Annotated in this window: 22 protein-coding genes; 13 read left to right on the top strand and 9 right to left on the bottom strand. The window is 65.5% G+C overall.

Annotated features, from left to right (window positions below; genetic code table 11):
- Positions 1-222 precede the first annotated feature (222 nt).
- The 4 genes from ABW18_RS09700 to ABW18_RS09680 all read left to right on the top strand — a co-directional run bounded on the left by ABW18_RS09700 (position 223) and on the right by ABW18_RS09680 (position 3,788).
- Complete coding sequence (locus ABW18_RS09700; RefSeq protein WP_235434342.1) at positions 223-1,134, top strand: CDP-diacylglycerol diphosphatase; 912 nt, start codon at positions 223-225, stop codon at positions 1,132-1,134.
- A gap of 462 nt (positions 1,135-1,596) precedes the next feature.
- Positions 1,597-2,490 carry a TIGR04222 domain-containing membrane protein gene (locus tag ABW18_RS09690; RefSeq protein ID WP_160318047.1) on the top strand — a complete coding sequence of 298 codons (894 nt, stop codon included), beginning with the start codon at positions 1,597-1,599 and terminating at the stop codon, positions 2,488-2,490.
- A 66-nt stretch (positions 2,491-2,556) separates the two neighbouring features.
- Positions 2,557-3,408: an MbnB/TglH/ChrH family RiPP precursor modification enzyme gene (locus tag ABW18_RS09685; protein ID WP_049698792.1), complete on the top strand. Its 852-nt coding sequence runs from the start codon at positions 2,557-2,559 to the stop codon at positions 3,406-3,408.
- Positions 3,405-3,788, top strand: coding sequence for an SCO6045 C-terminal-like domain-containing protein (locus ABW18_RS09680; protein WP_235434341.1), 384 nt, complete (start codon positions 3,405-3,407; stop codon positions 3,786-3,788). The genes ABW18_RS09685 and ABW18_RS09680 overlap by 4 nt, the downstream gene beginning before the upstream one ends.
- A 72-nt stretch (positions 3,789-3,860) precedes the next feature.
- On the opposite strand, the gene tuf is transcribed toward ABW18_RS09680, so the two are convergent.
- The 7 genes from tuf to ABW18_RS09645 form a co-directional block, all read right to left on the bottom strand.
- Complete coding sequence (gene tuf, locus ABW18_RS09675; RefSeq protein ID WP_049698791.1) at positions 3,861-5,051, bottom strand: elongation factor Tu; 1,191 nt, start codon at positions 5,049-5,051, stop codon at positions 3,861-3,863.
- Positions 5,052-5,247: 196 nt separating this feature from the next.
- Positions 5,248-7,353 carry an elongation factor G gene (fusA, locus tag ABW18_RS09670; RefSeq protein ID WP_049698790.1) on the bottom strand — a complete coding sequence of 702 codons (2,106 nt, stop codon included), beginning with the start codon at positions 7,351-7,353 and terminating at the stop codon, positions 5,248-5,250.
- Positions 7,354-7,490: 137 nt separating this feature from the next.
- A complete protein-coding gene (gene rpsG / locus ABW18_RS09665; RefSeq protein ID WP_005170081.1) occupies positions 7,491-7,961 on the bottom strand; it encodes a 30S ribosomal protein S7 in 471 nt (156 codons plus the stop codon).
- A 6-nt stretch (positions 7,962-7,967) separates the two neighbouring features.
- Positions 7,968-8,339 carry a 30S ribosomal protein S12 gene (gene rpsL, locus ABW18_RS09660; RefSeq protein WP_005170078.1) on the bottom strand — a complete coding sequence of 124 codons (372 nt, stop codon included), beginning with the start codon at positions 8,337-8,339 and terminating at the stop codon, positions 7,968-7,970.
- A 480-nt stretch (positions 8,340-8,819) separates the two neighbouring features.
- Entirely contained in the window at positions 8,820-9,458 is a 639-nt protein-coding gene (locus ABW18_RS09655; RefSeq protein WP_049698789.1) for a hypothetical protein, read from the bottom strand.
- Between the two features lie 230 nt (positions 9,459-9,688).
- Positions 9,689-10,579 (bottom strand): exodeoxyribonuclease III, encoded by an 891-nt coding sequence (locus tag ABW18_RS09650; protein ID WP_049698788.1) that lies wholly within the window; start codon positions 10,577-10,579, stop codon positions 9,689-9,691.
- Between the two features lie 43 nt (positions 10,580-10,622).
- Positions 10,623-12,044, bottom strand: a complete 1,422-nt coding sequence (locus ABW18_RS09645) for a carboxylesterase family protein (RefSeq protein WP_083444355.1) — start codon at positions 12,042-12,044, stop codon at positions 10,623-10,625.
- A gap of 103 nt (positions 12,045-12,147) precedes the next feature.
- Here ABW18_RS09645 and ABW18_RS09640 point away from each other — a divergent pair, with 103 nt between their 5' ends.
- From ABW18_RS09640 to ABW18_RS09610, 7 genes are all read left to right on the top strand, one after another.
- Positions 12,148-13,803, top strand: a complete 1,656-nt coding sequence (locus ABW18_RS09640) for a sigma-54-dependent Fis family transcriptional regulator (protein ID WP_049698787.1) — start codon at positions 12,148-12,150, stop codon at positions 13,801-13,803.
- A 55-nt stretch (positions 13,804-13,858) separates the two neighbouring features.
- Complete coding sequence (locus ABW18_RS09635) at positions 13,859-14,506, top strand: TetR/AcrR family transcriptional regulator (protein WP_049698786.1); 648 nt, start codon at positions 13,859-13,861, stop codon at positions 14,504-14,506.
- A gap of 175 nt (positions 14,507-14,681) precedes the next feature.
- On the top strand, positions 14,682-16,178 hold the full coding sequence (locus ABW18_RS09630; RefSeq protein ID WP_049698785.1) for an aldehyde dehydrogenase family protein: 1,497 nt from the start codon (positions 14,682-14,684) through the stop codon (positions 16,176-16,178).
- Positions 16,179-16,221: 43 nt separating this feature from the next.
- Entirely contained in the window at positions 16,222-17,334 is a 1,113-nt protein-coding gene (locus ABW18_RS09625) for an NDMA-dependent alcohol dehydrogenase (RefSeq protein ID WP_049698784.1), read from the top strand.
- A 134-nt stretch (positions 17,335-17,468) separates the two neighbouring features.
- Entirely contained in the window at positions 17,469-18,611 is a 1,143-nt protein-coding gene (locus tag ABW18_RS09620) for an AI-2E family transporter (RefSeq protein ID WP_049698783.1), read from the top strand.
- Positions 18,612-18,655: 44 nt separating this feature from the next.
- On the top strand, positions 18,656-19,453 hold the full coding sequence (locus ABW18_RS09615; RefSeq protein ID WP_049698782.1) for a hypothetical protein: 798 nt from the start codon (positions 18,656-18,658) through the stop codon (positions 19,451-19,453).
- An 18-nt stretch (positions 19,454-19,471) separates the two neighbouring features.
- On the top strand, positions 19,472-20,248 hold the full coding sequence (locus ABW18_RS09610) for an alpha/beta fold hydrolase (protein WP_049698781.1): 777 nt from the start codon (positions 19,472-19,474) through the stop codon (positions 20,246-20,248).
- Positions 20,249-20,350: 102 nt separating this feature from the next.
- On the opposite strand, the gene ABW18_RS09605 is transcribed toward ABW18_RS09610, so the two are convergent.
- Positions 20,351-21,763 carry an MFS transporter gene (locus ABW18_RS09605; RefSeq protein WP_049698780.1) on the bottom strand — a complete coding sequence of 471 codons (1,413 nt, stop codon included), beginning with the start codon at positions 21,761-21,763 and terminating at the stop codon, positions 20,351-20,353.
- Positions 21,764-21,882: 119 nt separating this feature from the next.
- Between ABW18_RS09605 and ABW18_RS09600 the strand changes: the two genes are divergently transcribed.
- Positions 21,883-22,542, top strand: a complete 660-nt coding sequence (locus ABW18_RS09600) for a TetR/AcrR family transcriptional regulator (RefSeq protein WP_049698779.1) — start codon at positions 21,883-21,885, stop codon at positions 22,540-22,542.
- On the opposite strand, the gene ABW18_RS09595 is transcribed toward ABW18_RS09600, so the two are convergent.
- Entirely contained in the window at positions 22,539-22,841 is a 303-nt protein-coding gene (locus tag ABW18_RS09595) for a Dabb family protein (RefSeq protein WP_049698778.1), read from the bottom strand. The two genes, ABW18_RS09600 and ABW18_RS09595, sit on opposite strands and share 4 nt — an antisense overlap.
- Before the next feature lie 61 nt (positions 22,842-22,902).
- Between ABW18_RS09595 and ABW18_RS09590 the strand changes: the two genes are divergently transcribed.
- On the top strand, positions 22,903-23,529 hold the full coding sequence (locus ABW18_RS09590; RefSeq protein WP_231894191.1) for a Pr6Pr family membrane protein: 627 nt from the start codon (positions 22,903-22,905) through the stop codon (positions 23,527-23,529).
- Position 23,530: the final 1 nt, after the last annotated feature.

The following is a 23,530-nucleotide window of genomic DNA, read 5'->3' as shown; positions in this document are numbered from 1 at the left end:
ACTTGTGTTAACTAGAGTTACTCGTTTGGTTAGTTTCGATGACACCTCTGCAGTCGAGTCGACAACGCCGGAACACCGCTGATGTCCGCCGAACGCAGGACACGGATTCGCCCTTTTCCACCGCTGGACCGTGCCTGAACGTGGAAGATGATTCCCGCACGAGCCGCCGTAGGCCACCTGAACCCGGCGCCGTAGGCCACCTGAATTGGCGAGAGGCCAGACATGAAGTCTCGATTGCGGGAAACGTCGCTTCGGACGACGCCACGACCACGAACGAGCGGGAGTCGACGACTCGCCACACTCGCCATCGGTGCGGCGATCGCCATCAGCACGGCATTCGGAGGGGGTATCGCCACCGCCGCACCCAAGGTCGCGCCGCCACCGGCAGGGTGCGGACTCGACTCGGACTCCGGAAAGACCGACCCCCGATTCACGCTCTGGGACGACGTGAAGGGTGAGACGGGCGTCAAGCCGTTCAAGCCCGGCAACCTCGACGTCGTGACGCCCGCGGCGAAGTACCAACCCGACAAAAAGCACCCCAAGCGTTATGCGATACGCCTCGGCGGCGATCATCCCGGGCACGGCGACGACTACCTGCTGGTTCCGACCAATCGCATCAAGGGCATCGAATGCTCGTATCTGTGGGACGGTTCGCAGTTGAACCTCTGGTACTCCGCGTGGGCGGAGGCGCAGAAGTGGGTCGCCAAGGTACCCGCGAAACCCCTTGCCATTGGCGTGAATTCGGCGGAGGCGCGTGGCAAGGATCAGCTTCACATCCATCTCGCGGTGGCCAATCCCGCGACCGTGTCGGCGCTCAAGGCGATCAAGAACCCACAGCGGAACCTCGATAGGTGGACCACGACCAACGTGAACCTCCCGGTGAATGATCCGCATAAGACGAAGACGAGCGCGCAGTTCCGCATCGTGAAGTACACGGGCTCGCTGCCGAATCTGTTCCGAGTCCTGCACAAGCAACTTCCCAAGGGCGAGGCGATGTACACGCAGTCGATCGCCGTCATCGACGCCGGCACGCCCAACACGTACTACGTCCTCAACAGCACACCGAATCTGCCGGGCGTCTCACCAGCCCACGGAACCGGACTCGCCGACTATGTCTACGGGTGGGGCGTGTAGTCGTTCACGCGCTCGACAGCGTGTCGTCGAAACAGTTGGTCGACGGTCACGAATCGGTGACGAAGTGCGCCGAGAAGTGGCGATTTGCGACGCCACCCCGATACTGAGATGACCTGGCGCGGTGAACATTCCACGCCACGCAGCTCTTCGATACGAAGAAGAAGGAGGTGGTCATGAACAACGACACCGAGACAACAGATGACGTACACGATCACCTCCATGTGACCCAGTTCTGACATCCTGTCTGACCTTTCCTGGTCCACGGGTCATCCAGCGCGGCAACAACTCCCGACACGGCTGATAGCCACGCCCGGTACGCCGCACTCCTATCTGCCCGACCCCGCCACGGGGCCTGTCGGGCACCCCACATATCGACCTGCCAGCGCCGCGGATGTGCGCGATGGCGCGTTACCGCTCCGATGGCGACACATGGTCGACCCTTCACGAAAGGTGGTGGAACACATGCACAGTCACAACACCTGGGGAATCTCCGGCCCGGTCTTCCTCACCATTTTCGCCACAGCCTCCGTTGCATGCTTGGTCTGGGCGCTCTGCGACATCTACCGCGCACGACGCATCCGCCTCGACGATCCGATCGACCGACTGACACCCACCGAGATCGGCATGCTGGTGTCCGATCGCAACGCTTACCTCGCGGCGCTCACCCAATTGCTCACCCAGGGCTACATCGACTCCGACGGTCAGCCGAACCCGACGCCGTCACGCACGAAATCCCGACTCGATCAATTGTCCCGCACGACACTCGAGGCGCTCCGTAACCAGTCGGGAAAGCGCAAGGATGTGGCCAAAACAACCCGATCTGCCCGCGTCGACCTACGAAACGAATTGCGCGTACGCGGCTACCTCACGGAACCCTCGGCCCGAGGTGTCCGAATTGCGTTGGTGCTCTTCATGGTCATCGGGGTGATCAGGATGTTCGCAGGGCTGAGTAACGCAAAGCCGACCGGCCTGCTGGTCGCCGTCCTCGTCGTCGACATGGTGTCCCTGATGTTCGTGTCAGGGCTCCAGCAACGACGCACGATCCGCGGCGACAAAGCCCTGGACGCCGCGAGATCGAGGAACCGACACCTTCGACCTGAACTGCGGCCGGCCGTACGCACGTATGGTCCGACGGCCGCAGCGGTCGGCGTCGCGCTCTTCGGAATTCGCATCGTCGAGCTCATCGACCCCCTCTTTGCAGCGAACGCGACAGTGTCGAGGGGCCACATCGCAGCCTCGTGGGGCACGGGCGGCTATTTCGGAGGCGGTTTCGATTCGACGAGTAGCTGCAGTACGTCGAGCAGTTGCGGTTCGTCGAGCAGTTGCGGGGGCGGTGGCGGAGGCTGCGGCGGGTGAGCAAGTCACGCCCGCGTACCAGGCAGCACGATACGAGAAGGGCACGACACGAAAAGGAGCAGTCCCATGACAACTGAATTGCCTGCCGGAATCGGTATCGGTTGGCGTCCGGAGATCTCCGGGGTGATCGCACAACTGTCGGGCCTCGGATTCTGTGAGGTCATCGCGGAGTCGGTACCCGTACTCGACGACCCCCACTGCTGGCTTCCCGACCTCATGGCACTGAACGTCCCGATCATCCCGCACGGCGTGGGACTCTCACTCGGAGGTGCAGAACCCGTTACCGCACAGCAAATCTCAGTACTGACTCGCTGCGCCGAGACTCTCAACGCACCATTGGTCAGCGAACACATCGCCTTCGTCCGAGCAGGCGGTGTCGAGGCGGGACACCTCCTCCCGGTCCCACGTAGTCGCGAGGCCCTCGATGCGCTGACCGACAATATTCGACGCACCCAGGACTGCCTACCCGTGCCACTTGCGGTGGAGAACATCGCGTCGCTGTTCGAGTGGCCCGACGACGAGTACACCGACGCCGAGTTCCTTGCCGAACTCGTCGAGCGCACCGGCGTGTACCTCCTCATCGACGTCGCGAATGTCTATGCGTGCGCTGTCAATCGGGGTTCCGATCCCGCCTCGGACCTCGCAAGACTCCCCCTCGATCGGGTCGCATACTGCCATGTGGCAGGCGGCGAGCCCGACGGCCAGCTCTACCACGACACCCACACGGCCCCGGTGCCAGACGACGTGCTCGCCTTGGTCACACAACTCGCGGCAACAGGTCGTACCGGCGCGTTCCTGCTCGAGCGTGACGGGCACTATCCGCCGGCAACCGAACTCGTCGATGAGTTGAACGCCATCGCCGACGCCGCGGACGTCGACCGGCCGATGTGGAATCGCCCCTGGGAGAACGCATCATGAACGCGCGCGACACCATCGAATCGCACCCTGTCGAATCGCACCCAGACGGCATACCGACACTCGCCGAACGCCAGAGCGCTCTGGTGAGCGCGCTCGTCTCGGGCGGCTCGCCTCCGCCGGGATTCGACGTCGATCGTCTGAAAGCAACGGAGAATGCGTTGCTGCGCAAGCGATGTGGTGAAGTCGCGCGGCGGCTCCCGCAAGTTCGTGCACATCTCGGGACACAGTTCGACGACGCTTTCGTCGCCTGGGCACGCGGGCGGGCGCCGACCGGATCCTCGCGCGACGCAACCGGTTTCGTCGCACACCTGACCGACACCGGACTGTGGTCGCCACCCCGAGCGCGTCGTCGAATCCTCTGGCGGGGCCGAGGAAAATGAAAGGCGCCCGGCCACTTTCGTGACCGGGCGCCTTTCGTTGACTCAGTGAGTCAGATCATCGGTGAAACTAAATCACTTGATGATCTTGGTGACTCGACCCGCACCAACGGTGCGGCCACCCTCGCGGATGGCGAAGCGCAGGCCCTCGTCCATGGCGACAGGCTGGATGAGCTTGACGCTCATCTCGGTGTTGTCGCCCGGCATGACCATCTCGGTGCCCTCGGGGAGGGTAACGACGCCGGTCACGTCCGTGGTACGGAAGTAGAACTGCGGACGGTAGTTGTTGAAGAACGGGGTGTGACGGCCGCCCTCGTCCTTGGACAGGATGTATGCCTGGCCCTCGAACTCGGTGTGCGGGGTCGTGGTGCCCGGCTTCACGATGACCTGGCCACGCTCGACGTCCTCACGCTTGAGGCCGCGGAGCAGCAGACCGGCGTTGTCGCCTGCCTGAGCCGAATCGAGCAGCTTGTGGAACATCTCGATGCCGGTGACCGTGGTCTTGGTCGACTTCTCGCGGATGCCGACGATCTCGACTTCCTCGTTCACGTTGACCTCGCCGCGCTCCACACGACCGGTGACCACGGTGCCGCGGCCGGTGATCGTGAAGACGTCCTCGACGGGCATCAGGAACGGCTTGTCGGTCTCGCGAACCGGATCCGGGATCGACTCGTCGACAGCGTCCATCAGGTCCTCGACGGACTTGACCCACTCGGCGTCGCCCTCGAGAGCCTTGAGTGCCGACACCTTGACGACCGGAGCGTCCTCGTCGAAGTCCTGGGCGGCCAGCAGTTCGCGGACCTCCATCTCGACGAGCTCGATGATCTCTTCGTCGTCGACCATGTCGGCCTTGTTCAGGGCGACCAGGATGTAAGGAACACCGACCTGGCGGGCCAGCAGCACGTGCTCGCGGGTCTGCGGCATCGGGCCGTCAGTGGCGGCGACCACGAGGATCGCGCCGTCCATCTGAGCAGCACCGGTGATCATGTTCTTGATGTAGTCGGCGTGACCCGGGGCATCAACGTGCGCGTAGTGGCGCTTCTCGGTCTCGTACTCGACGTGGGAGATGTTGATCGTGATACCACGAGCCTTCTCCTCCGGAGCCTTGTCGATCTCGTCGAAGGCAGATGCCTTGTTGAGCTCCGGATACTTGTCGTGCAGGACCTTGGTGATGGCCGCGGTCAGGGTGGTCTTGCCGTGGTCGACGTGACCGATGGTGCCGATGTTCACGTGCGGCTTGGTCCGCTCGAACTTCGCCTTCGCCACTTGTTTGTCCTCCTGGACTGTGTTGCTCTACTGGGCGGATCCCAGCAGGGGTTTTCTCTTACGTTGTCCGCGTCGTACGAACACCCGTATTGCGTGCCCGCACGGGTCACATTGCGTGCCCGCGCGGAACACACTGCGTGCCCGCACGACGCGTGCGCCGTTGGCGCGCGGTCAAAGCCGGAGACCGGCCGGCGAATTACTCGCCGGTGGCCTTGGCGATGATCTCCTTCGACACGTTCGCCGGAACCTCGGCGTACGAGTCGAACACCATGGAGTAGTTAGCTCGGCCCTGGGTCCGCGACCGGAGGTCGCCGATGTAGCCGAACATCTCCGACAGCGGCACCTGTGCCTTGACGACACGTGCACCACTGCGCTCCTCCATGGCCTGGATCTGGCCACGGCGGGAGTTCAGGTCGCCGATCACGTCGCCCATGTAATCCTCAGGAGTCGTGACCTCAACGGCCATGATCGGCTCCAGGATGACCGGGCTCGCCATCTTCGCAGCTTCCTTGAGGGCCTGCGAACCGGCGATCTTGAAGGCCATTTCCGACGAGTCGACGTCGTGGTACTGACCGTCGAGCAGCGTGACCTTCAAGTTGACCAGCGGGTAGCCGGCGAGGACACCGTACTGCATGGCATCCTGCGCGCCGGCGTCGACCGACGGAATGTACTCGCGCGGGACGCGACCACCGGTGACGGCGTTCACGAACTCGTAGGTCGCACCATCCTCGGCATCCACGAGGGGCTCGAGCTTGATGATGACCTTCGCGAACTGGCCCGAACCGCCGGTCTGCTTCTTGTGCGTGTACTCGTGCTTGTCGACGGCCTTGCGGATCGTCTCGCGGTAGGCAACCTGGGGCTTACCCACGTTGGCCTCGACCTTGAACTCGCGCTTCATGCGGTCGACGAGGATGTCGAGGTGGAGCTCACCCATACCGCCGATGACGGTCTGGCCGGTCTCGTCGTCGAGCTGCACGGAGAACGTCGGGTCCTCTTCGGCGAGCTTCTGGATCGCGGTACCGAGCTTCTCCTGGTCGGACTTGGTCTTGGGCTCGATCGAGACGTTGATGACCGGGTCCGGGAAGCTCATCGACTCGAGGACGATGGGCGCGCTCGGGTCGCACAGGGTGTCGCCGGTGGTGGTGTCCTTGAGACCGATCATCGCGTAGATGTGGCCCGCGGTGGCGTCCTCGACCGGCATTTCCTTGTTGGCATGCATCTGGAAGAGCTTGCCGATGCGCTCCTTCTTGCCCTTTGTCGCGTTGAGCACCTGGGTGCCCGCCGTGATGTGGCCGGAGTACACACGAACGAAGGTCAGCTTGCCGAAGAACGGATGCGCGGCGATCTTGAACGCCAGTGCGGAGAACGGCTCGTCTGCGCTGGGCTTACGAGAGAGGATCTCCTCTTCGTTGCCAACGGCGTGACCCTCGACGCTCGGCACGTCCAGCGGGGACGGCAGGTAGTCGATGATCGCATCGAGCATCGGCTGAACGCCCTTGTTCTTGAAGGCCGAACCGCAGATGACCGGGTAGTACTCACGCGCGATCGTCAGCTTGCGGATGGCGCCCTTGATCTCCTCGACCGAGAGCTCCTCACCGCCGAAGTACTTCTCGAGCAGAGCCTCGTCGCTCTCGGCGACGATCTCGAGCAGCTTCTCGCGGTACTCCGCAGCCTGGTCGACGAGATCAGCGGGGATCTCCTCGATGGTCGGCTCTGCACCGATCTCGACGGTGCCGCGCCAGGTGATCGCCTTCTGCTCGATCAGGTCGACGACGCCGTCGAAGTTGTCCTCGGCGCCGATCGGAAGCTGAAGAACCAGCGGCTTCGCGCCGAGGCGCTCCTCGATGGTGCGCACGGTGAAGAAGAAGTCGGCGCCCAGCTTGTCCATCTTGTTGACGAAGCAGATACGCGGGACGTCGTACTTCTCGGCCTGCCGCCAGACCTGCTCGGACTGCGGCTCCACGCCTTCCTTGCCGTCGAAGACGGCAACGGCACCGTCGAGCACGCGCAGGCTGCGCTCGACCTCGACGGTGAAGTCGACGTGGCCGGGGGTGTCGATGATGTTGATCTGGTTGCCGTTCCAGAAGCACGTCACGGCGGCGGAGGTGATGGTGATCCCCCGCTCCTTCTCCTGCTCCATCCAGTCGGTGGTCGAAGCACCGTCGTGGGTTTCACCGATCTTGTAGTTGACACCGGTGTAGAAGAGGATTCGCTCGGTCGCGGTGGTCTTGCCGGCATCGATGTGGGCCATGATGCCGATGTTGCGGACCTTTTTCAGGTCGCTGAGCACTTCCTGTGCCATTCCGTTCCCTTCGGGAAATCTTGGGACTAAAGGCTGTCTTGTTTCTAGCCGCGGCTGCGCAGCCCACCCTCGCAAGCTCGGGTGGACTGGCCGCTCTTCGCTCCGCTCCGAGCGGCCAGTGCCCGTGGGCGGTTACGTCACCAGCGGTAGTGCGCGAACGCCCGGTTGGCTTCTGCCATCTTGTGGGTGTCCTCGCGACGCTTGACCGAAGCGCCGAGGCCGTTGGAGGCGTCGAGCAGCTCGTTGGCCAGGCGCTCGACCATGGTCTTCTCACGACGCTGGCGGCTGAAGGTCACCAGCCAACGCAGTGCGAGGGTGTTGGCGCGGTTCGGCTTGACCTCGACGGGCACCTGGTAGGTGGCACCGCCGACGCGGCGGCTCTTGACCTCGAGGGTCGGCTTGACGTTGTCGAGCGCGCGCTTGAGGGTGACGACCGGATCGGTGCCGGTCTTCTCACGAGCCTGCTCGAGGGCCTGGTAGACGATGCGCTCGGCAGTCGACTTCTTGCCGTCGAGGAGGATCTTGTTCACGAGCTGGGTAACCAGCGTCGAGCCGTAGACCGGGTCGTTGACGAGGGGGCGCTTGGGTGCGGGTCCTTTACGTGGCATCGCTTATCAGCTTCCCTTCTTGGCGCCGTAGCGGCTGCGAGCCTGCTTGCGGTCCTTGACACCCTGGGTGTCGAGCGAGCCGCGGATGATGCGGTAGCGAACACCGGGGAGGTCCTTCACACGACCGCCGCGCACGAGCACCATCGAGTGCTCCTGGAGGTTGTGGCCTTCACCCGGGATGTAAGCGGTGACCTCGACGGAGCTCGTCAGGCGCACGCGGGCGACCTTACGGAGCGCGGAGTTCGGCTTCTTGGGGGTGGTGGTGTAGACGCGGGTGCACACGCCGCGACGCTGCGGGCTTCCCTTGAGGGCCGCCGTCTTCTTCTTGGCGGTCTTGTCGTGACGGCCCTTGCGGACCAGTTGGTTAATCGTTGGCACTTGTGAGTTTCATTCCTCTGTTGTCGTCGTGTCGTGGTTTGTGCTCCGGGCAAGCGCTCAGAGTGGATAAATCCGATTCTGGTTGCTTCCACAACTCGCCCCACCGGCACTTCTGTGCTGGTCAGTACAGTTATTGCTACCCCGAGGTCGGGCGTGTCAAGCACCCGACAGCGGACTGGCTTGGTGTAGTCCGGCGCGCCTGGCGTGTGCCGAGGCCTTCTCTGGGAGAGAATGATCTCGATCCGATCGCCACCGGTAACCCGGCGAGGGCATGCGGACGTTGCCCGGGCAGCCGGGCACCGACGATCCACTCTACCGACCTGATTTCCACAGGTCAAAAAACGGATCCACAGTCCGACCTGCAGCTCTCCGGGAGCTGAACAGTCGGTGACGTATACGGGCTTCCAACGACCGTCAACGGTCTCTTGTTCCCGGCATCGTCGCTGGTAGGGACCCGATACGCGCGAGGGTACCGCTGCATCAGTGCGCGAGAAGAACCTTGAGCAGCACGACCACGGCGGCGAGCGCAGCCGTGAGGAGACCCGCGACGATCACCTTCATGCTGACCTCTTCTCCGCGCACACGCGCGACGACGATCGGCACGCTCGCAATGCGCAGCACCACGACCGCTCCCGCGATCCCGTGCGCCCACGCCGTCGGCAACACATCCGCCCAGCCGAGCGCCAAAGCGATAGCGGGAAGGATCGCCGACGAGATGATCGGCGTCGCATCACGCAGCTCGTGGCGCACGTGCCGACGGGCCGCGTCGCCCGGTCGCTCATGCGTGGGGGCCTGGGCGTCGGGGGCTGCCGAATCGTGGGCCTGAGCGTCCTGACCGTGTGCCTCCGGGATGCTGCTGCCCGCGACCAGGTCGGCGAAGACGTGGGCGACGTAGGTGGTGAGGCCGGTCCCGAGCACCAGCCAGGTCGCATCGCCGTTCTCGACCGCGTGAGCCGACGCCGTCACCAGCGCCGCCAGCACCATGATGTTGCCGTAGACGTACGCCGACAATCTCGACGCCGCGCGTCTGGGCGGAAGCGGGTCTCCGCGACGCCTGGTGAGAATTCCGCGCCACTCGGCGCGCGGGGTGCGTCGGGTCGGCCGGCTCTGCGAGGTCATGGCCCGATGCTGTCACGCCACGACAGACGCGGGCGCGAGTAGACGGATGCGGGGCATAACTGGCGTCAGCGTCGTTTCCCCTACTTTCTGCCCGCTGATCGAGCCCCATGCCGCTGATCGAGCCCCATCCCGGCCGGGCTGGATGTGTGTCGAATCGAAGGATCTGTGTGCTGGAGCACCCACATCTTTCGATACGACACACATTTAGCGTTATGGGCGGTTCCCCGCGCCTACTTCGCCTGCGGCAAACGGGCGGTGGCGCCCTTGCGGGCGGGGTTCGAAGGCGGGGGCACCATCGGCCCGATGTCGCCGTCGGGGGCGGTGTCGAGGTCGACCACGACCGGGGCGTGGTCGCTGGGTTTGGTGCCCTTGCGCGCGGCGCGGTCGACCCACGCGGCCTTCGCCCGGGCGGCCACATCGGCGCCGGCGAGGATCAGGTCGATACGCATGCCGAGGTCCTTGTGGAACATGCCCGCCCGATAGTCCCAGTAGCTGAACACCCGCTCGTCGGGCCAGCGATCGCGCACGACGTCGCGCAGCCCGAGTCCCTCGATGTCTTCGAGCGCCGACCTCTCGGCGACGGTCACGTGCGTGTGGCCGGCAAACGCGGCCGGGTCGTAGACGTCGGCGTTGGCGGGCGCGATGTTCACGTCGCCGCACAGCATCATGTTCGACGGAGCGTCGACGCCCGTGCCGGCCGCGACGACCTCGCGCAACCGCTCCAACCACGACAGCTTGTACTGGTAGTGATCCGAGTCGGGTTCGCGGCCGTTGGGTACGTACAGCGAGTAGATGCGCACTCCCCCGCACACCGCCGAGACAGCGCGGGCCTCCGGCGCCGACGCGGGGTCGGGGAAGCCGGGCGCGCCGTCGAAGTTGGCGACAACGTCGTCGAGTCCGACCTTCGACAAGATCGCGACCCCGTTCCACTGCCCCTGCCCCACGTGCGCGAATTGGTAACCGCGCTCAGTGAATTCGGGGCCGAGGACGGTGTCGAACACGTCGTCGGAGAGTTTGGTCTCCTGCAGGCAGACCACGTCGGGTGAGCGTTCGTCGAGCCACGGCAGCAGTCGCGGGATGCGTTGTTTGACTGAGTTCACGTTCCAGGTCGCCACGCGCATACACACCACGCTAGTCAGGTCGTGGTGCCCGGATGCCGCCGACCTACGCCGACACCCGCCGATACCGCAGCACCGATCGCGCGTCGTCGGGTTGGCGCTCGCCGAGATCCTCACCACGGACGAAGCGACCCCAGATGGCGCGCAGTATCCGGCCGGCCTCGTCGACCTGCGACCACGTCGCACCCTCGAGCAACTGCGCACCCGCCCACTGTTCCTCGACGCCGAAGAGCAGGGGCAAATCGACGCAGTGCGCGGCGCCGAGCGCGTTCCCCGGTGCGTGCCAGTGCAACCGATAGTCGACGACGCTGCCGCCCGCCGCCGCGTGTTTACGCGCGAAGTCGGCGGTCGGTGCGGTGTAGACCTTGCGGGTGATCAGTGAGGTGGCGAAGCGTCGAATCGGTCTGCCCAACACCGGGAAGTGCGACGCCGTCTCGGCGATCGGAACGCCGGGGACGAAGAACTCGATCTCGTCGCGGGTGCAGCCGACCAGCAGGTCGATGTCGGGAGCCGACGCCGCCCACGCATCCTCGACGTCGGGCTCCGCGGGAAGCGGCTCAATCCCGTACTGCACACCCAACGGCATCGCTCCCGTCAGCCCGTACCGCGGCCCGTCGACGATCAGCTTCTGCTGCGTCGCGAGAATCTCGCCGATAGGCGTCTCGGCGTCGAAATGGCTTGTGCGCGCGAATACCTCGCGGGCCATGTCACTGCGGTTCCAGCGGATACCGAAGGGTGCGCTCTGCAGGATCGCCCGTCGAAAACGCCGGGCAGCGCGCGGCACGGTCATCAGGTGCGCCACTGCGTCGGCGCCTGCGGATTGCCCGGCGCAGGTGACCTGATCGGGGTCGCCACCGAACGCCGCGATGTTCTCGTGCACCCAGTCCAGCGCCGCGATGAGGTCGAGCAGTCCCAGGTTCGCCGGACGCTCCTGCGAGCCGTCCCCGAGGAACCCGAGCACGCCGAGCCGGTAGGTGACGGCCACAACGATCACGTTGTGCTCAGACACCAGCGCGCTCGGGTCGTGGTGCGGCTCGTCGCCCGCGCCGAGCACATACGATCCGCCGTGCACCCACACCAGCACCGGTAGCGGGGCGTCGAACTCCCGAGTGGGCCGCGTGATGGTCAACCGCTGGCAGTCCTCGTCGGCGACGAGACTGGTCGCCGGACCGCCGAGCATCATCGTCACGAGCGGACTGGACACCTGCGGGCACGCGGCTGCGGGGTCATCGCTGCGGTGCGGAACCGTCCACGGCGCAACCGGCTCCGGCGCCGCAAACCGATCGGCACGGGCGTACGGGATGGCCCGCGCACGAATGACTGGACCGTCGACCGTGCCGACGACCCGACCACGGGGCGCATCGAAGGTTGCGATCTCGGTGGACTCGACGTCGTCAGTGGATTCGACGTCGGCAGTGGATTGGACGCCGTCAGTGGATTGGACGCCGTCAGGTGCCGGAGTTGCCATTCCCCCACCGTAGTGAACAGTTCGGCCATGAACGGGTCGGTGCGCGCATCCGGCGACGACCCTGGCACGCAACCTTTCATTCGCGACGATTCTGTGTCATGTTGTGACCATCGACACATCGTTCGCCTCATCGGAGAGTGCGCCGCAACGCGCTGTGATCGCGCAGTCGTGGCGCCGCTCCGCGCTGTCCGGCGTCCAACCCGACAGCCCGCTCCCCGAGCTCGTCGACGACGCCTCACGCTCGGATGTCCTACTCGACGCCGCTCGCCCAGTTCTCGACGACGCCGCCGCACGCCTCGCAGACACCGGCACGTCACTACTGCTCGTCGACCATGAGTGCCGGATGGTCTCCCGCGTCTGCCTCGGCACCACCGTCGACCGTGCACTCGACAGGGTCGGCGCAACACCCGGCGTCGACCTCGGCGAGGAGACCGTCGGCACCACGGCGCTGGGCACGCCCGCCGAGATACGTCGGGGATTGGCCGTCAACGGACGCGAGCATTACCTGGAGCAGTTCAAGTCGCTCAGCTGCTTTGGCGCGCCCATCATCCACCCGGCCACCCGTCGCCTCGCAGGCATCCTGTGCATGACGGAGATCGCCGACCGCATGAACCCTCTTGCCGTACCCCTCGTGACCGGCATCGTCGGCGATATCGCCGACCGCCTCCTCGACCGCTCACGCGCCCAGCAGCGTCGGGTTCTCGACGCATTCCAGCGCGCGGCACCCCGTCGCGACGTCGCCGTCGCTGCGATCAGCGAAGACCTGCAACTCACCAATTCACGTGCGGCAGAACTACTCTCGCCGACCGATATCGCGGCATTACGTGCGGTCGCCGCCGACCCCGCACTACGGGAGACCACCCTGCAACTGGTCCTTGCATCCGGCGTCGACGTCGAGGTGCTCGCCACACCCGTCGTGGGTGCCCGCGGGGCGGCGCTGTTCGGTCTGCGACCCAACGCGTCGACCGCACGGCCGATGGTCCGCACCGACCTGCCGTCGACGCGACAGGCCACCACCGCGATCACCGGCGAACCCGGAACCGGACGCAGCACCAGAGCTCGCTCGATGGCCGGACCCGACGCCATGACCGTCGACGTCGCCGAGCTGTTGATCACCGGCGACCAGCCGGACATCGGCGCCCTGATCGGCGATTCACGACGCCGCTCACGCGCGCTGATCGTCGACGGCGTCGACCTGCTCGACGACAGGTCGCTCACCATCCTGGCGGCCGCGTGCCGCACGGCGGACAAGACAGCGCCGCTCGTCCTCGTCGCCGGGCCGCCGGATCAGTCGCGAACCACCGTCGCGGCACTGACTGCCAGGTGCGCCACGCGCATCGACGTCCCCGCGCTGCGCAACCGCACCTCCGAACTGGCCGACATCGTCGACGAGATGCTCACCGACATCGCCCCGGGAACAGCACCAGGTTCACCCCCGGTGCACTCGGTCAGCGCGCCGACGCTGGAGGCCCTCGTCTGCCAGGAGTGGCCCGGGAACCTCGTCGAACTGTCCTCGGTGCTGCGGCGGGCCGTGCGCTCGTGCGAGGCTCGTGGCGCGCGGGCGATCGAACCCGCCGATCTGCCCGCCGACCATCGCACGACCAGCCGGGCAGCCCACCTCTCCGGACGCGAACAAGCCGAGCGCGCAGCCATTCTCGAGGCACTCGACCGGCACACCGGCAACAAGGTGCACGCGGCCCGCGACCTGGGCATCAGCCGCACCACCCTGTACGCGCGCATCCGCGCACTGGGGATCTGAGGGCCGCCTCGCGCTAGGATGAACCCGAACTTATCGAGCGATAGTTAGGGTCCTCATGACGGCGTCGACCGCGGGAGCGGATGCTGACACGACGCCGCCCGGTTGGCGTCGCGTCGACCCACCGGAGCTGTCACCGATCCTGCAGGCAGCGCTCGAGGCGTTCTACGACAACGGATTTCATGGCACCTCCGTGCGGCAGATCGCCGCGAAGGTCGGTGTCACGGTCCCTGCCCTCTACTACCACCACAAGAGCAAAGAGGGCATCCTGCTGGCCCTTCTGGAGTACTCGACCGGCGACGTGCTCGCGCGAGCCCACGCTGCCAGGGCTGCTGCAGCGGGAGACCCGGTCACCGAGTTGGCCAACGTCATCGAATCGATCGTCCTGGTCATGACGGGTCGAGTCCGGCTGGCGGCTGTCGAAGGCGAGATTCGATATGCGAGCTCCGAGAACCGGTTGCGATATCGCGTGTTTCGCAAGGGGATCGAAGATCTGGTCCTCGACATCGTGCAGACCGGAACAGCCACCGGCGTCATGCACGTCAGCGACGTCGCCGAAACCACCAGAGCGGTTCTCGCCATGTGCCAATCGATCCCGCGATGGTTTCACGACGACGGGCCGCTGACCCCGCAGTTGGTGGCGGAAAAGTACGTCGACATTGCACTCCACACGGTGGGCAGCCTGCCGCGGGCCGACTCCGATTAGACGGGTCGACGCGCCGGCCCCCTCTTCGCGGGTCACCCGTCGGCACGGTCCCGACGTGTGTTCATCGCAGTGTTCAGTTTCTGGACACTTCGTCCCGCGCGAGCAGTGGCAGAACTATAGAGAGATCCGCGTCTATGACGCAGATCACGATCTGCACGCTCGAGCAGGAGGACGCATGACCGCTGTCGCACCCGAACTGGCAACCAAGGTCCGGGATTTCATCTCGACCGATCGACCGATGCTGATCGGAGGTGAGTGGGTCACCGCCGCATCCGGTGCGACCTTCGAAACAATCGATCCCGCCAACGGACGCACGCTGACATCGGTCGCCCGCGGCGACGCCACCGACATCGACCGCGCTGTCCGCGCCGCGCGCAAGGCATTCGACGACGGCCCGTGGTCGCGCATGAAGCCCAACGAGCGTGAGCGTCTGCTCTGGCGCGTCGGCGACATCCTCAACGAGCGCGCCGAAGAGTTCGGCCAGCTCGAAGCCCTCGACAACGGCAAGGCCGCCACCATCGCGACCGCCGTCGACACCGCCTGGTCGGCAGACATCTTCCGCTACAACGCGGGTCTGGCAACCAAGATCACCGGCAGCACCGTCGACGTCTCGATGCCGTTCGTGCCGGGCGGCGAGTTCCACGCCTACACGCTGCGCGAGCCCGTCGGCGTCTGCGGCCTGATCGTTCCGTGGAACTTCCCACTCCTGATGGCGTCGTTCAAGCTGGCCCCGGCGCTCGCGGCGGGCAACACCGTCATCCTCAAGCCGGCCGAACAGACCCCGCTGACGGCGCTGTTGCTCGGCGAAGTGTTCACCGAAGCGGGCTTCCCGCCCGGCGTCGTCAACATCGTCACCGGCTTCGGCGACGCGGGCGCCGCACTCGCCGCGCACGACGACGTCGACAAGATCGCCTTCACCGGTTCCACCGAGGTCGGCAAAAAAATCGTCGACGCGTCGAAGGGCAACCTCAAGAAGGTCTCGCTCGAGCTCGGCGGCAAGAGCCCCAACATCGTCTTCGCCGACGCCGACTTCGAGCAGGCCGTCGCCGGTTCGGTCGCAGCGTGGATGTTCAACCACGGCCAGTGCTGCGTCGCCGGAACGCGACTCTTCGTCGAACGCCCCATCTTCGACGACTTCACCGCCGCCGTCGCAGAAGCGGCGTCGAAGGCCAAGATCGGGCCGGGCCTCGATCCGACGACCGAACTCGGACCGCTCGTCAGCCAGGAACAATTCGACCGCGTCTCGGGCTACCTCGCTGCGGGCCTGGCCGACGGCGCTCGCGCACTGACGGGCGGAAAGCGTTGGGGTGACGAGGGTTTCTTCATCGAGCCCACAGTGTTCGTCGACGTCGAGCCCGATTTCTCCATCGTCCGTGAGGAGATCTTCGGTCCCGTCGTCGCGGCACTGCCGTTCGACGCCGACACGGGAGTGGCTGCGGCAGCGAATGATTCGATCTACGGGCTCGCCGCAGGCATCTGGACCACCGATCTGTCGAAGGCGCACAAGACCGCTCGCCAGCTCAAGGCGGGTTCGGTGTGGGTCAACCAGTACAACGGCTTCGACACCGCAATGCCGTTCGGCGGCTACAAGCAATCGGGCTGGGGACGCGAGCTGGGCCAGTCGGCGATCGAGCTCTACACCCAGACCAAGGCCGTCAACGTCGCGCTCTGATTCGACACCCCGATCCACCACTGATTCACAAGGAGAAATAGCCGTGAAAACCAAAGCCGCCGTACTGCTCGACGCGGGCAAGCCATTCGAGATCATGGAACTCGACCTCGACGGCCCCAAGGAAGGCGAGGTACTGATCAAGTACACCGCCGCGGGCCTGTGCCACTCCGACCTCCACCTCACCGATGGCGACCTGCCGCCGCGCTATCCGATGGTCGGCGGCCACGAGGGGTCGGGCATCATCGAGGAGATCGGCCCCGGCGTCACCAAGGTCAAGCCGGGCGATCACGTGGTCTGCTCGTTCGTACCGAGTTGCGGCACATGCCGCTACTGCTCGACGGGCCGACAGTCGTTGTGCGACATGGGCGCCACCATCCTCGAAGGCATGCTGCCCGACGGCACGTTCCGCTTCCACGGCGGCGGCCAGGACTTCGGCGGCATGTGCATGCTGGGCACGTTCAGCGAGCGCGCGACGATCAGCGAGCACTCGGTGGTCAAGGTCGACGACTGGCTGCCGCTGGACAAGGCCGTCCTCGTCGGCTGCGGCGTGCCGACCGGGTGGGGTTCGGCGGTCTACGCGGGCAACGTCCGCGCGGGCGACATCGTGGTCATCTACGGCATCGGCGGCATCGGTATCAACGCGGTGCAGGGCGCTGTACACGCCGGAGCCAAGTACGTCGTCGTCGTCGACCCTGTCGCGTTCAAACGTGACACCGCCGTGAAGTTCGGCGCCACACACGCTTTCGCATCTGCGGCAGAGGCTCAGGAGAAGATCACCGAACTGTCCTGGGGTCAGGGTGCAGACGCCGCGATCGTCACCGTCGGCACCGTCGACGAAGACGTGGTGTCCGCGGCGATCGGCTCCATCGGCAAGGGTGGCCAGGTCGTGATCGTCGGACTCTCGAGTCCCGCGAAGTTCACGGTGCATTGGCCCGGCATCGACCTCACCCTCAACGAGAAGACCATCAAGGGCTCGTTGTTCGGTTCGGCCAATCCGCAGTACGACATCGTCCGCCTGCTCCGCCTCTACGACGCCGGCCAGCTCAAGCTCGACGAACTGGTCACCCAGACCTACACGCTCGAGCAGGTCAACGAGGGCTACCAGGATCTGCGCGACGGCAAGAACATTCGCGGTGTGATCATCCACGACGACTGATCACCCCCTGGTGTCACGGGCCCGCCCCGCCGTGACTCCACCCCCTACCCGGCCCGGCCGCGACGGACACCCCGACGCGGCCGGGCCGTTCCATTTGAGGCGCCGATTCGGCGCGCTGCCGATAGCCTGCTGGGGTGAAAGAGCCATCTGCCACGTCAGCTACTGCGAATCCCGGTCCGAAGGCGACGCTGAATCTGCGTCGTATCGGGGTGGCCAGTTGGTGCGTACTCGGCATCATTGCCCTCGTAGTCGTCGCTGCGCTTGCGCTGGGTGCGGTGAGTGGAATCCTGATCCCGCTCGTCGTCGCGGTGATCATCAGCGTGGTACTCGAACCGCTCGTCGCTCGACTGACCCGCATGGGCGTGCCATCCACAGTCGCGGTCTTCCTCGCGCTGCTCGTCGCGATCCTCGTCGGCGCCGGGACGATCACGATCGTGATCTGGGGCGTCGTCGACCAGTGGTCGGACATCTACGGTCAAGCGCTGCTCGGCTGGCGCTCGTTCACACGGTGGGTAGGCGAACTCGACATCGACCCGCGGTGGCTCGAGGACGCGCGCACCGCGCTCGAGAGTCACACCCGCGAGGTGGGGCTCGGTGCTCTCGCATCGCTCAGTAGTACGTTCTATGGCGCCATCACGCTGCTGATCGGCATCTTCTTCGCACTCTTCTTCCTCTTCTTCGCGCTGCGCGATGCCGACCGTTTTCCCGCATTCCTGGCACGCATGACCGGCGCGGATCCGGCCGAGATCAACGGGGTCGTCACCGTGACCCGACAATCGGTTCGCGGCTACTTCAGGGGCACAGCGCTCACGGCTGTGCTGACGGCACCGATCTTCATGGTCCCGCTGGTGATTCTTGGTGTGCCGCTGGCAATTCCGATCTTCGTGCTCTACTTCTTCCTATCCTTCATCCCGTTCGTCGGCGCCTGGATCACCGGGGCGTTCGTGGTGTTGATCGCACTGGGTTCCAACGGCCCCACTGCCGCACTGATTCTCGCCATCACCTTCGTCATCTCCAACGGCACCGTGCAGAGCGCCGTCAGTTCGTGGGCACTCGGCTCGTCGTTGCAGCTTCACCCGATGGCCGTATTGCTCGCGACGATGGTGGCAGGCACCGCCGCCGGGTTGCTCGGCATGGTCCTCGGAGCCCCACTTCTCGCGGCGACGGTCAAGTCGGTGGAAGTCATCCGCACTCATCGCAGCGCTGCTGGGGACGTCGATTCCGGTGAACCCGACGCCGACGGTGATGTGGGCATTCCCGCGGCCGACGGAACCTGAGACGGCCGCCGGAAATTCGCAGCTCGACCAACTATCCTCACCGCATGCAGGCGGTCACACCCACCACGCGTGCCGCGATCCGAGCCGAAGTCACGCATATCGTGCGGCATCCCGGCGATCTCCTGTTGTCCGTGGCGTCGAGCGCAGCGATCGTGCTGTTCCTCTGGTACGTCGTCCCCCGATCGTGGTTCTTCACCTTCACCGGTCCTGAGGGTCTGCCGTATGCGCTCGCGGGATGGATGTACACCGACGCGTTCGTCACCAACGTACTGACCAGCGACCCGGAACGAGCTCTCGCCGCGATCGACGATCCCGCCGAACTCACCGCACTGCTGCGCGCGAAGGTTCTGGCTGTCTGGTTGATCATCGGTCCGCTGTGCACCGTCATCGCGGTGGCAATCGCGCTGACGCAACACACGCACTGGCGGTTCGCCATCGAGGTCATACTCGCGGTCGCGGTGGTGCCTTTCGGTGCGCTCGCGGTGAGCGGCCTGGTCGGCGTCACGTTTCCCTACCATCAGCGCTCTCTCCGGTGGCGCTGGCAGAACAGGCGGCGTTTCCGTCAGGTGATCGTCCGCTGGGGGCTGTTGATCGCCATGCCGAACCTGATCTTCCCGCTCGCGTTCGCCCTGATCGTCGTCGCTCCGGTCGCCATCTGGAAGCTCACGAACCGCCAGGGATGGGACACCGCACAGACCGACACCGAGTTCGCGCTGTGCGCGATGCTGGCTGTCCTGGTCACCGCGGCGATCTGGTACGGCGCACATCGGTTCGGTGTCTGGTGGGTGAGCAGGCACCGCGATCGTCTCCGCGAGTATCTCCTCGACGTCGAGCGGGGCTGATTTTGGTTGAATGGTGATATGGCCCACGTCACATCTGAAGACGGCACACCCATCGCGTACGACACGATTGGCGCCGGCCCCGTGGTCGTCGTGGTCAACGGTGCGATGTCGAAAGCGTCCGACGCCGCGCCGCTGGCGCAGGCACTCGCCGACGCGGGCTTCACCGGCGTCGTCTTCGATCGACGCGCCCGTGGAGACAGTGGCGACACCCGGCCGTACTCGCCGGAGCGCGAGGCCGAGGATCTGGCCGCCGTCATCTCCGCAACCGGCGGCAGAGCCGCCGTACTCGGGCACTCGTCGGGCGCGATCCTCGCACTGTTCGCCGCGTCGCGGGGCGTACCGATCGACCACCTCTTCCTCTCCGAACCTCCGTTCCGCTTCGGCGAGGACGACCCCGCAAACGACCTCCCCGACAGACTCCAACAGATGGTCGACGACGGCCGGCGCGCCGACGCCGTGACGACGTTCCAACTCGAAGGCGTCGGCCTCCCACCCGCGATCGTCGAGCAGATCCGGGACAGTCCGATGTTCGACGGCCTGCTGGCGATCGCACAGTCGGTGGTCTACGACGCGACGCTCGCGCGCGACCTCTCGCAACCGACCCCGCAGATGCTCACCATCACCATGCCGGTCACGATCCTCCTCGGCTCCGACACCTTCCCGCTCCTCGAAGCGGCCGCGCCACGCCTGGCCGAAGCGATCAGCGGCGCCGAACTCGTACGCGTCCCCGAGTCCGTGGGACACCGCCCCGACCCCGCCGCCACCGCCCACGTCATCGCCGCGCGGAAGAACTGACACGGGATCGACTGGGCGCCTTATAGCTTCGACCGTGCGCTCCAAACCGTCGACTGGGCACTCCAAACCGTCGACCGTGCGCTCTAGAACGCCGACCGTGCGCTACGCCGACGCTCCCGCGGAATCGCGTCTCCGACGCCGCGGCAGGATGAGCCACGCCGCGAGGCTCCCGACCACCAGCAGGACCGCGCCGAGCAGGAAGCCCGCCTGAAAACCCTCGCGCGGCACCGCGTACCCGCTGGCCACGGCCACCAGGACTGCCAGTCCGATGGTGCCGCCGAGTTGCCGCGAACTGTTCACCACGCCCGAGGCCACGCCGACGTCGTCGGGTGACACCCCTTCGGTTGCGACCGCTCCGATCAGCACCATCGAGCCGCCGATCCCGACAGCCGTCACCGCGGACGGCAGCAGGATTCCGAGCCAGAAGTCGAATTGCGCAGGCATCGTCGCGAACAGCCCGAGGCCAATGGCGGCAACAATACCGAAAGCCACGATCGCCATCCGCGCTCCGATGCGCGCGGAAAGTCGTTGTGCCACCGAGATTCCCACGACGACGAAGACGCAGAACGGTAGGAAGAGCACTCCCGTCAGCGCACTCTCGACACCCCATACGGTTTGGATATAGAGCGAGCAGAAGTAGAAGGCGGCGAGTTGCCCCGCGGCGACCATGAATCCGAACACGTTGGCGCCCAGCACGCTTCGTTTTCGCATCAGGCCCGGAGGCATCAACGGATGCGACGCCGATCGCTCGATCGCCACGAAGATCGCCAATAGCACTGCAGCGGCGACGAATCCGCCGACTGCCTGCCACGATCCCCACCCGCGATCGCCACCAGCGCTCACGGCATAGACAAGGGCAGCAACGCCGAGGGTCACGGTGACCGCGCCGGGAACATCGAGCCGCGTGGTACGTCCGACGTCGCGACGCGAGATTCCGCGCAGCGCAGCGACCATCGCGATGACGATGATCGGGACGTTGACGAGGAGAACCGCTCGCCACGACCACCACTGCGTGAGCACCCCGCTGAGCACCACGCCCAGCGCACCTCCCGCTGCACCGGCACCACCCCACAGGCCCATCGCCCGTGCGCGAACGGCTGGGTCGTCGATGGTGGCCACCAGCGCCAACGACGCCGGAGCCAACAGCGCTCCCGCGACACCCTGCACCGCCCGCGCGGCGACGAGAACCCCTGCGCTCCCGGCACATCCGCCGACGATGCTCGCCACCGCGAAGACGGACAACCCGACGAGAACCGAGGTTCGACGCCCCCACAGATCGCCGATCCTCCCGCCGAGGAGCATGAACCCTGCGAAGGTCAACAGGTACGCGGTGACCACCCACTGCAAACCCGCGTCGGTGAATCCGAGATCGGCGCGCATGGCGGGCAGCGCGATGTTGACGAGCGAAATGTCCATCGCCACAAGGAATTGCAGCAGGAACACGGTGGCCATGAGTGCACCGCGACCCTGCGCAACACGACCATGTGCAACCCGAGCCGTCTCCTGATCTGCCATTGAATCGCCTCTTCCCGCGGCTCGGATCTGTTTACGTACGCGTACGTTTACGTACTAGTACGTGATCGTAGCGTCTCAGCGTCACCTCGCCAAGAGCACGGCGATGGGATGATGGGACGATGCCTGCAGCCCGGTCCCTCCAACTCGACGAGATTGTCGAGGCAGCCATCCGCATCCTCGAGCAGGACGGTCCGCAGTCGTTGAGCATGCGACGCCTTGCCTCCGACATGGGCACCAAGCCGATGACGCTCTACAACTACGTTCCGAACAAGGCAGCACTGCTCGGTCTGGCACTCAACGACGTCGCGGCGCGCATCCCGTGGGCCGAACCGACGGGCGCTCCTCGTGACCGCATGATCGCCGTTGCGGTCGACATGTACGAGAAGATGCGCAGCATAGGGTGGGTCGTGTCGATCCTGCGCGAGGGCATCATCGTCGGCACGCCTGCACTTGCCCTCGCCGACGCCTTCCTCTCGGCCGCATCCGAACTCGGGCTCGACGACGGCGCAGCGCTGGACACCTGGCGAGCCGTCTGGTACCTCGTCGCCTCGGAATTGCAGTGGCAGGACACGCTTTCCAGGCGGTCCCCCGACGAGGTGTCATGGCACCAATCCATCGACGACAGCGACCTCACCGAGTTTCCGACGGTCAGCCGACTACTACCCGACTGGGCCGGCCACTCCGCCGACTTCGACATCCGCGACGCGATCACAGCACAGGTCGACGGCGCGCTCGCACAACGCAGCACGCGGCGTCGCGCATCGACACCGAGCGACTAGATCTCGAACTGCACTCGGGCGACCTGCTCGCAGACCTCCACGATCATCGCGCGGTAGCGGTTGTGTTCGGGATCAGCGTCGTAGCGCCGATAGGCATCGGTGTCGACCCAGTCGTTGGTGATCGCGAAACTCCAACCGCCAGCACGTAATCCCACATCCAAGCCGACACGGTTCGCCAGCAGGCCCGGTAATTGCAGCGCACCGATTCCGGCCAGCCCCTCGTCGAGTTGCCTGCGATCACTCTCGGCCGCATCGCCGTCCGCTGACCGCAGCCGACCCACCACCACGTTGCGAATCATGTAACGAATCTAGCCGCATCTCCCGTCCGATACAGAAAGCCCGACTGGCACAATGCGAGGTGTGAGCAGAGGTGACCGTCAGGTGTGGATCCGCATCCTTCGCTTCGTGGCCGCTGCCGTTGGCATCGCTGCGATCGCGTACGTCCCGGTCACCGCGTCCGACGGTTTCGGCTTCGCCAACTACTTCAGCTACTTCACAATCCTGAGCAACGTGGCCGCGGCGATCGTGCTCCTCGGCGGTGCACTGTTGGCACCAACCGGGTTGTGGTGGCAGTGGTTTCGCGGCGGCGTCACCACCGCGATGCTGATCACCGCGATCGTCTACGCACTTCTGTTGTCGGACATCGACGTCAATCTCTCCGGCGAGTGGACCAACACCGTGCTGCACCGCCTGATCCCGCTCGTTCTACTCCTCGACTGGGCACTCTTCCGACCCAGGTCGCTGCCCGCCCTGTCCTGGTTGACGTGGTTGGCTTTTCCACTCTTCTATGGCATCTACACCTTGACGCGAGGTCCCATCGTCGACTGGTACCCGTACCCGTTCATCGATCCACGAAGCCAGGGGTACCTGTCGATGACGCTCGGCGTGGTCGTCGTGTTCATCGGGATGACCGCGCTCTCAGCGGGCGTGTACTGGCTCGGCACACGCGGCACGAGCAACCGACTGCACGACGAGCCGGTCCGCTGAT

Source organism: Gordonia jacobaea (assembly GCF_001186365.1).
GTDB lineage: Bacteria > Actinomycetota > Actinomycetes > Mycobacteriales > Mycobacteriaceae > Gordonia > Gordonia jacobaea.
Note: the sequence above shows the minus strand (reverse complement) of the source record. Positions and strands in the feature narration are given on the sequence as shown.

What these genes read in the sequence shown, in the direction of transcription:
- ABW18_RS09700 (WP_235434342.1), top strand. Translation starts at nt 223, where the DNA reads ATGAAGTCTCGATTGCGGGAAACGTCGCTTCGGACGACGCCACGACCA.
- ABW18_RS09690 (WP_160318047.1), top strand. Translation starts at nt 1,597, where the DNA reads ATGCACAGTCACAACACCTGGGGAATCTCCGGCCCGGTCTTCCTCACC.
- ABW18_RS09685 (WP_049698792.1), top strand. Translation starts at nt 2,557, where the DNA reads ATGACAACTGAATTGCCTGCCGGAATCGGTATCGGTTGGCGTCCGGAG.
- ABW18_RS09680 (WP_235434341.1), top strand. Translation starts at nt 3,405, where the DNA reads ATGAACGCGCGCGACACCATCGAATCGCACCCTGTCGAATCGCACCCA.
- fusA (WP_049698790.1), bottom strand. Translation starts at nt 7,353, where the DNA reads ATGGCACAGGAAGTGCTCAGCGACCTGAAAAAGGTCCGCAACATCGGC.
- rpsG (WP_005170081.1), bottom strand. Translation starts at nt 7,961, where the DNA reads ATGCCACGTAAAGGACCCGCACCCAAGCGCCCCCTCGTCAACGACCCG.
- ABW18_RS09655 (WP_049698789.1), bottom strand. Translation starts at nt 9,458, where the DNA reads ATGACCTCGCAGAGCCGGCCGACCCGACGCACCCCGCGCGCCGAGTGG.
- ABW18_RS09650 (WP_049698788.1), bottom strand. Translation starts at nt 10,579, where the DNA reads ATGCGCGTGGCGACCTGGAACGTGAACTCAGTCAAACAACGCATCCCG.
- ABW18_RS09645 (WP_083444355.1), bottom strand. Translation starts at nt 12,044, where the DNA reads ATGGCAACTCCGGCACCTGACGGCGTCCAATCCACTGACGGCGTCCAA.
- ABW18_RS09635 (WP_049698786.1), top strand. Translation starts at nt 13,859, where the DNA reads ATGACGGCGTCGACCGCGGGAGCGGATGCTGACACGACGCCGCCCGGT.
- ABW18_RS09630 (WP_049698785.1), top strand. Translation starts at nt 14,682, where the DNA reads ATGACCGCTGTCGCACCCGAACTGGCAACCAAGGTCCGGGATTTCATC.
- ABW18_RS09615 (WP_049698782.1), top strand. Translation starts at nt 18,656, where the DNA reads ATGCAGGCGGTCACACCCACCACGCGTGCCGCGATCCGAGCCGAAGTC.
- ABW18_RS09610 (WP_049698781.1), top strand. Translation starts at nt 19,472, where the DNA reads ATGGCCCACGTCACATCTGAAGACGGCACACCCATCGCGTACGACACG.
- ABW18_RS09605 (WP_049698780.1), bottom strand. Translation starts at nt 21,763, where the DNA reads ATGGCAGATCAGGAGACGGCTCGGGTTGCACATGGTCGTGTTGCGCAG.
- ABW18_RS09600 (WP_049698779.1), top strand. Translation starts at nt 21,883, where the DNA reads ATGCCTGCAGCCCGGTCCCTCCAACTCGACGAGATTGTCGAGGCAGCC.
- ABW18_RS09595 (WP_049698778.1), bottom strand. Translation starts at nt 22,841, where the DNA reads ATGATTCGCAACGTGGTGGTGGGTCGGCTGCGGTCAGCGGACGGCGAT.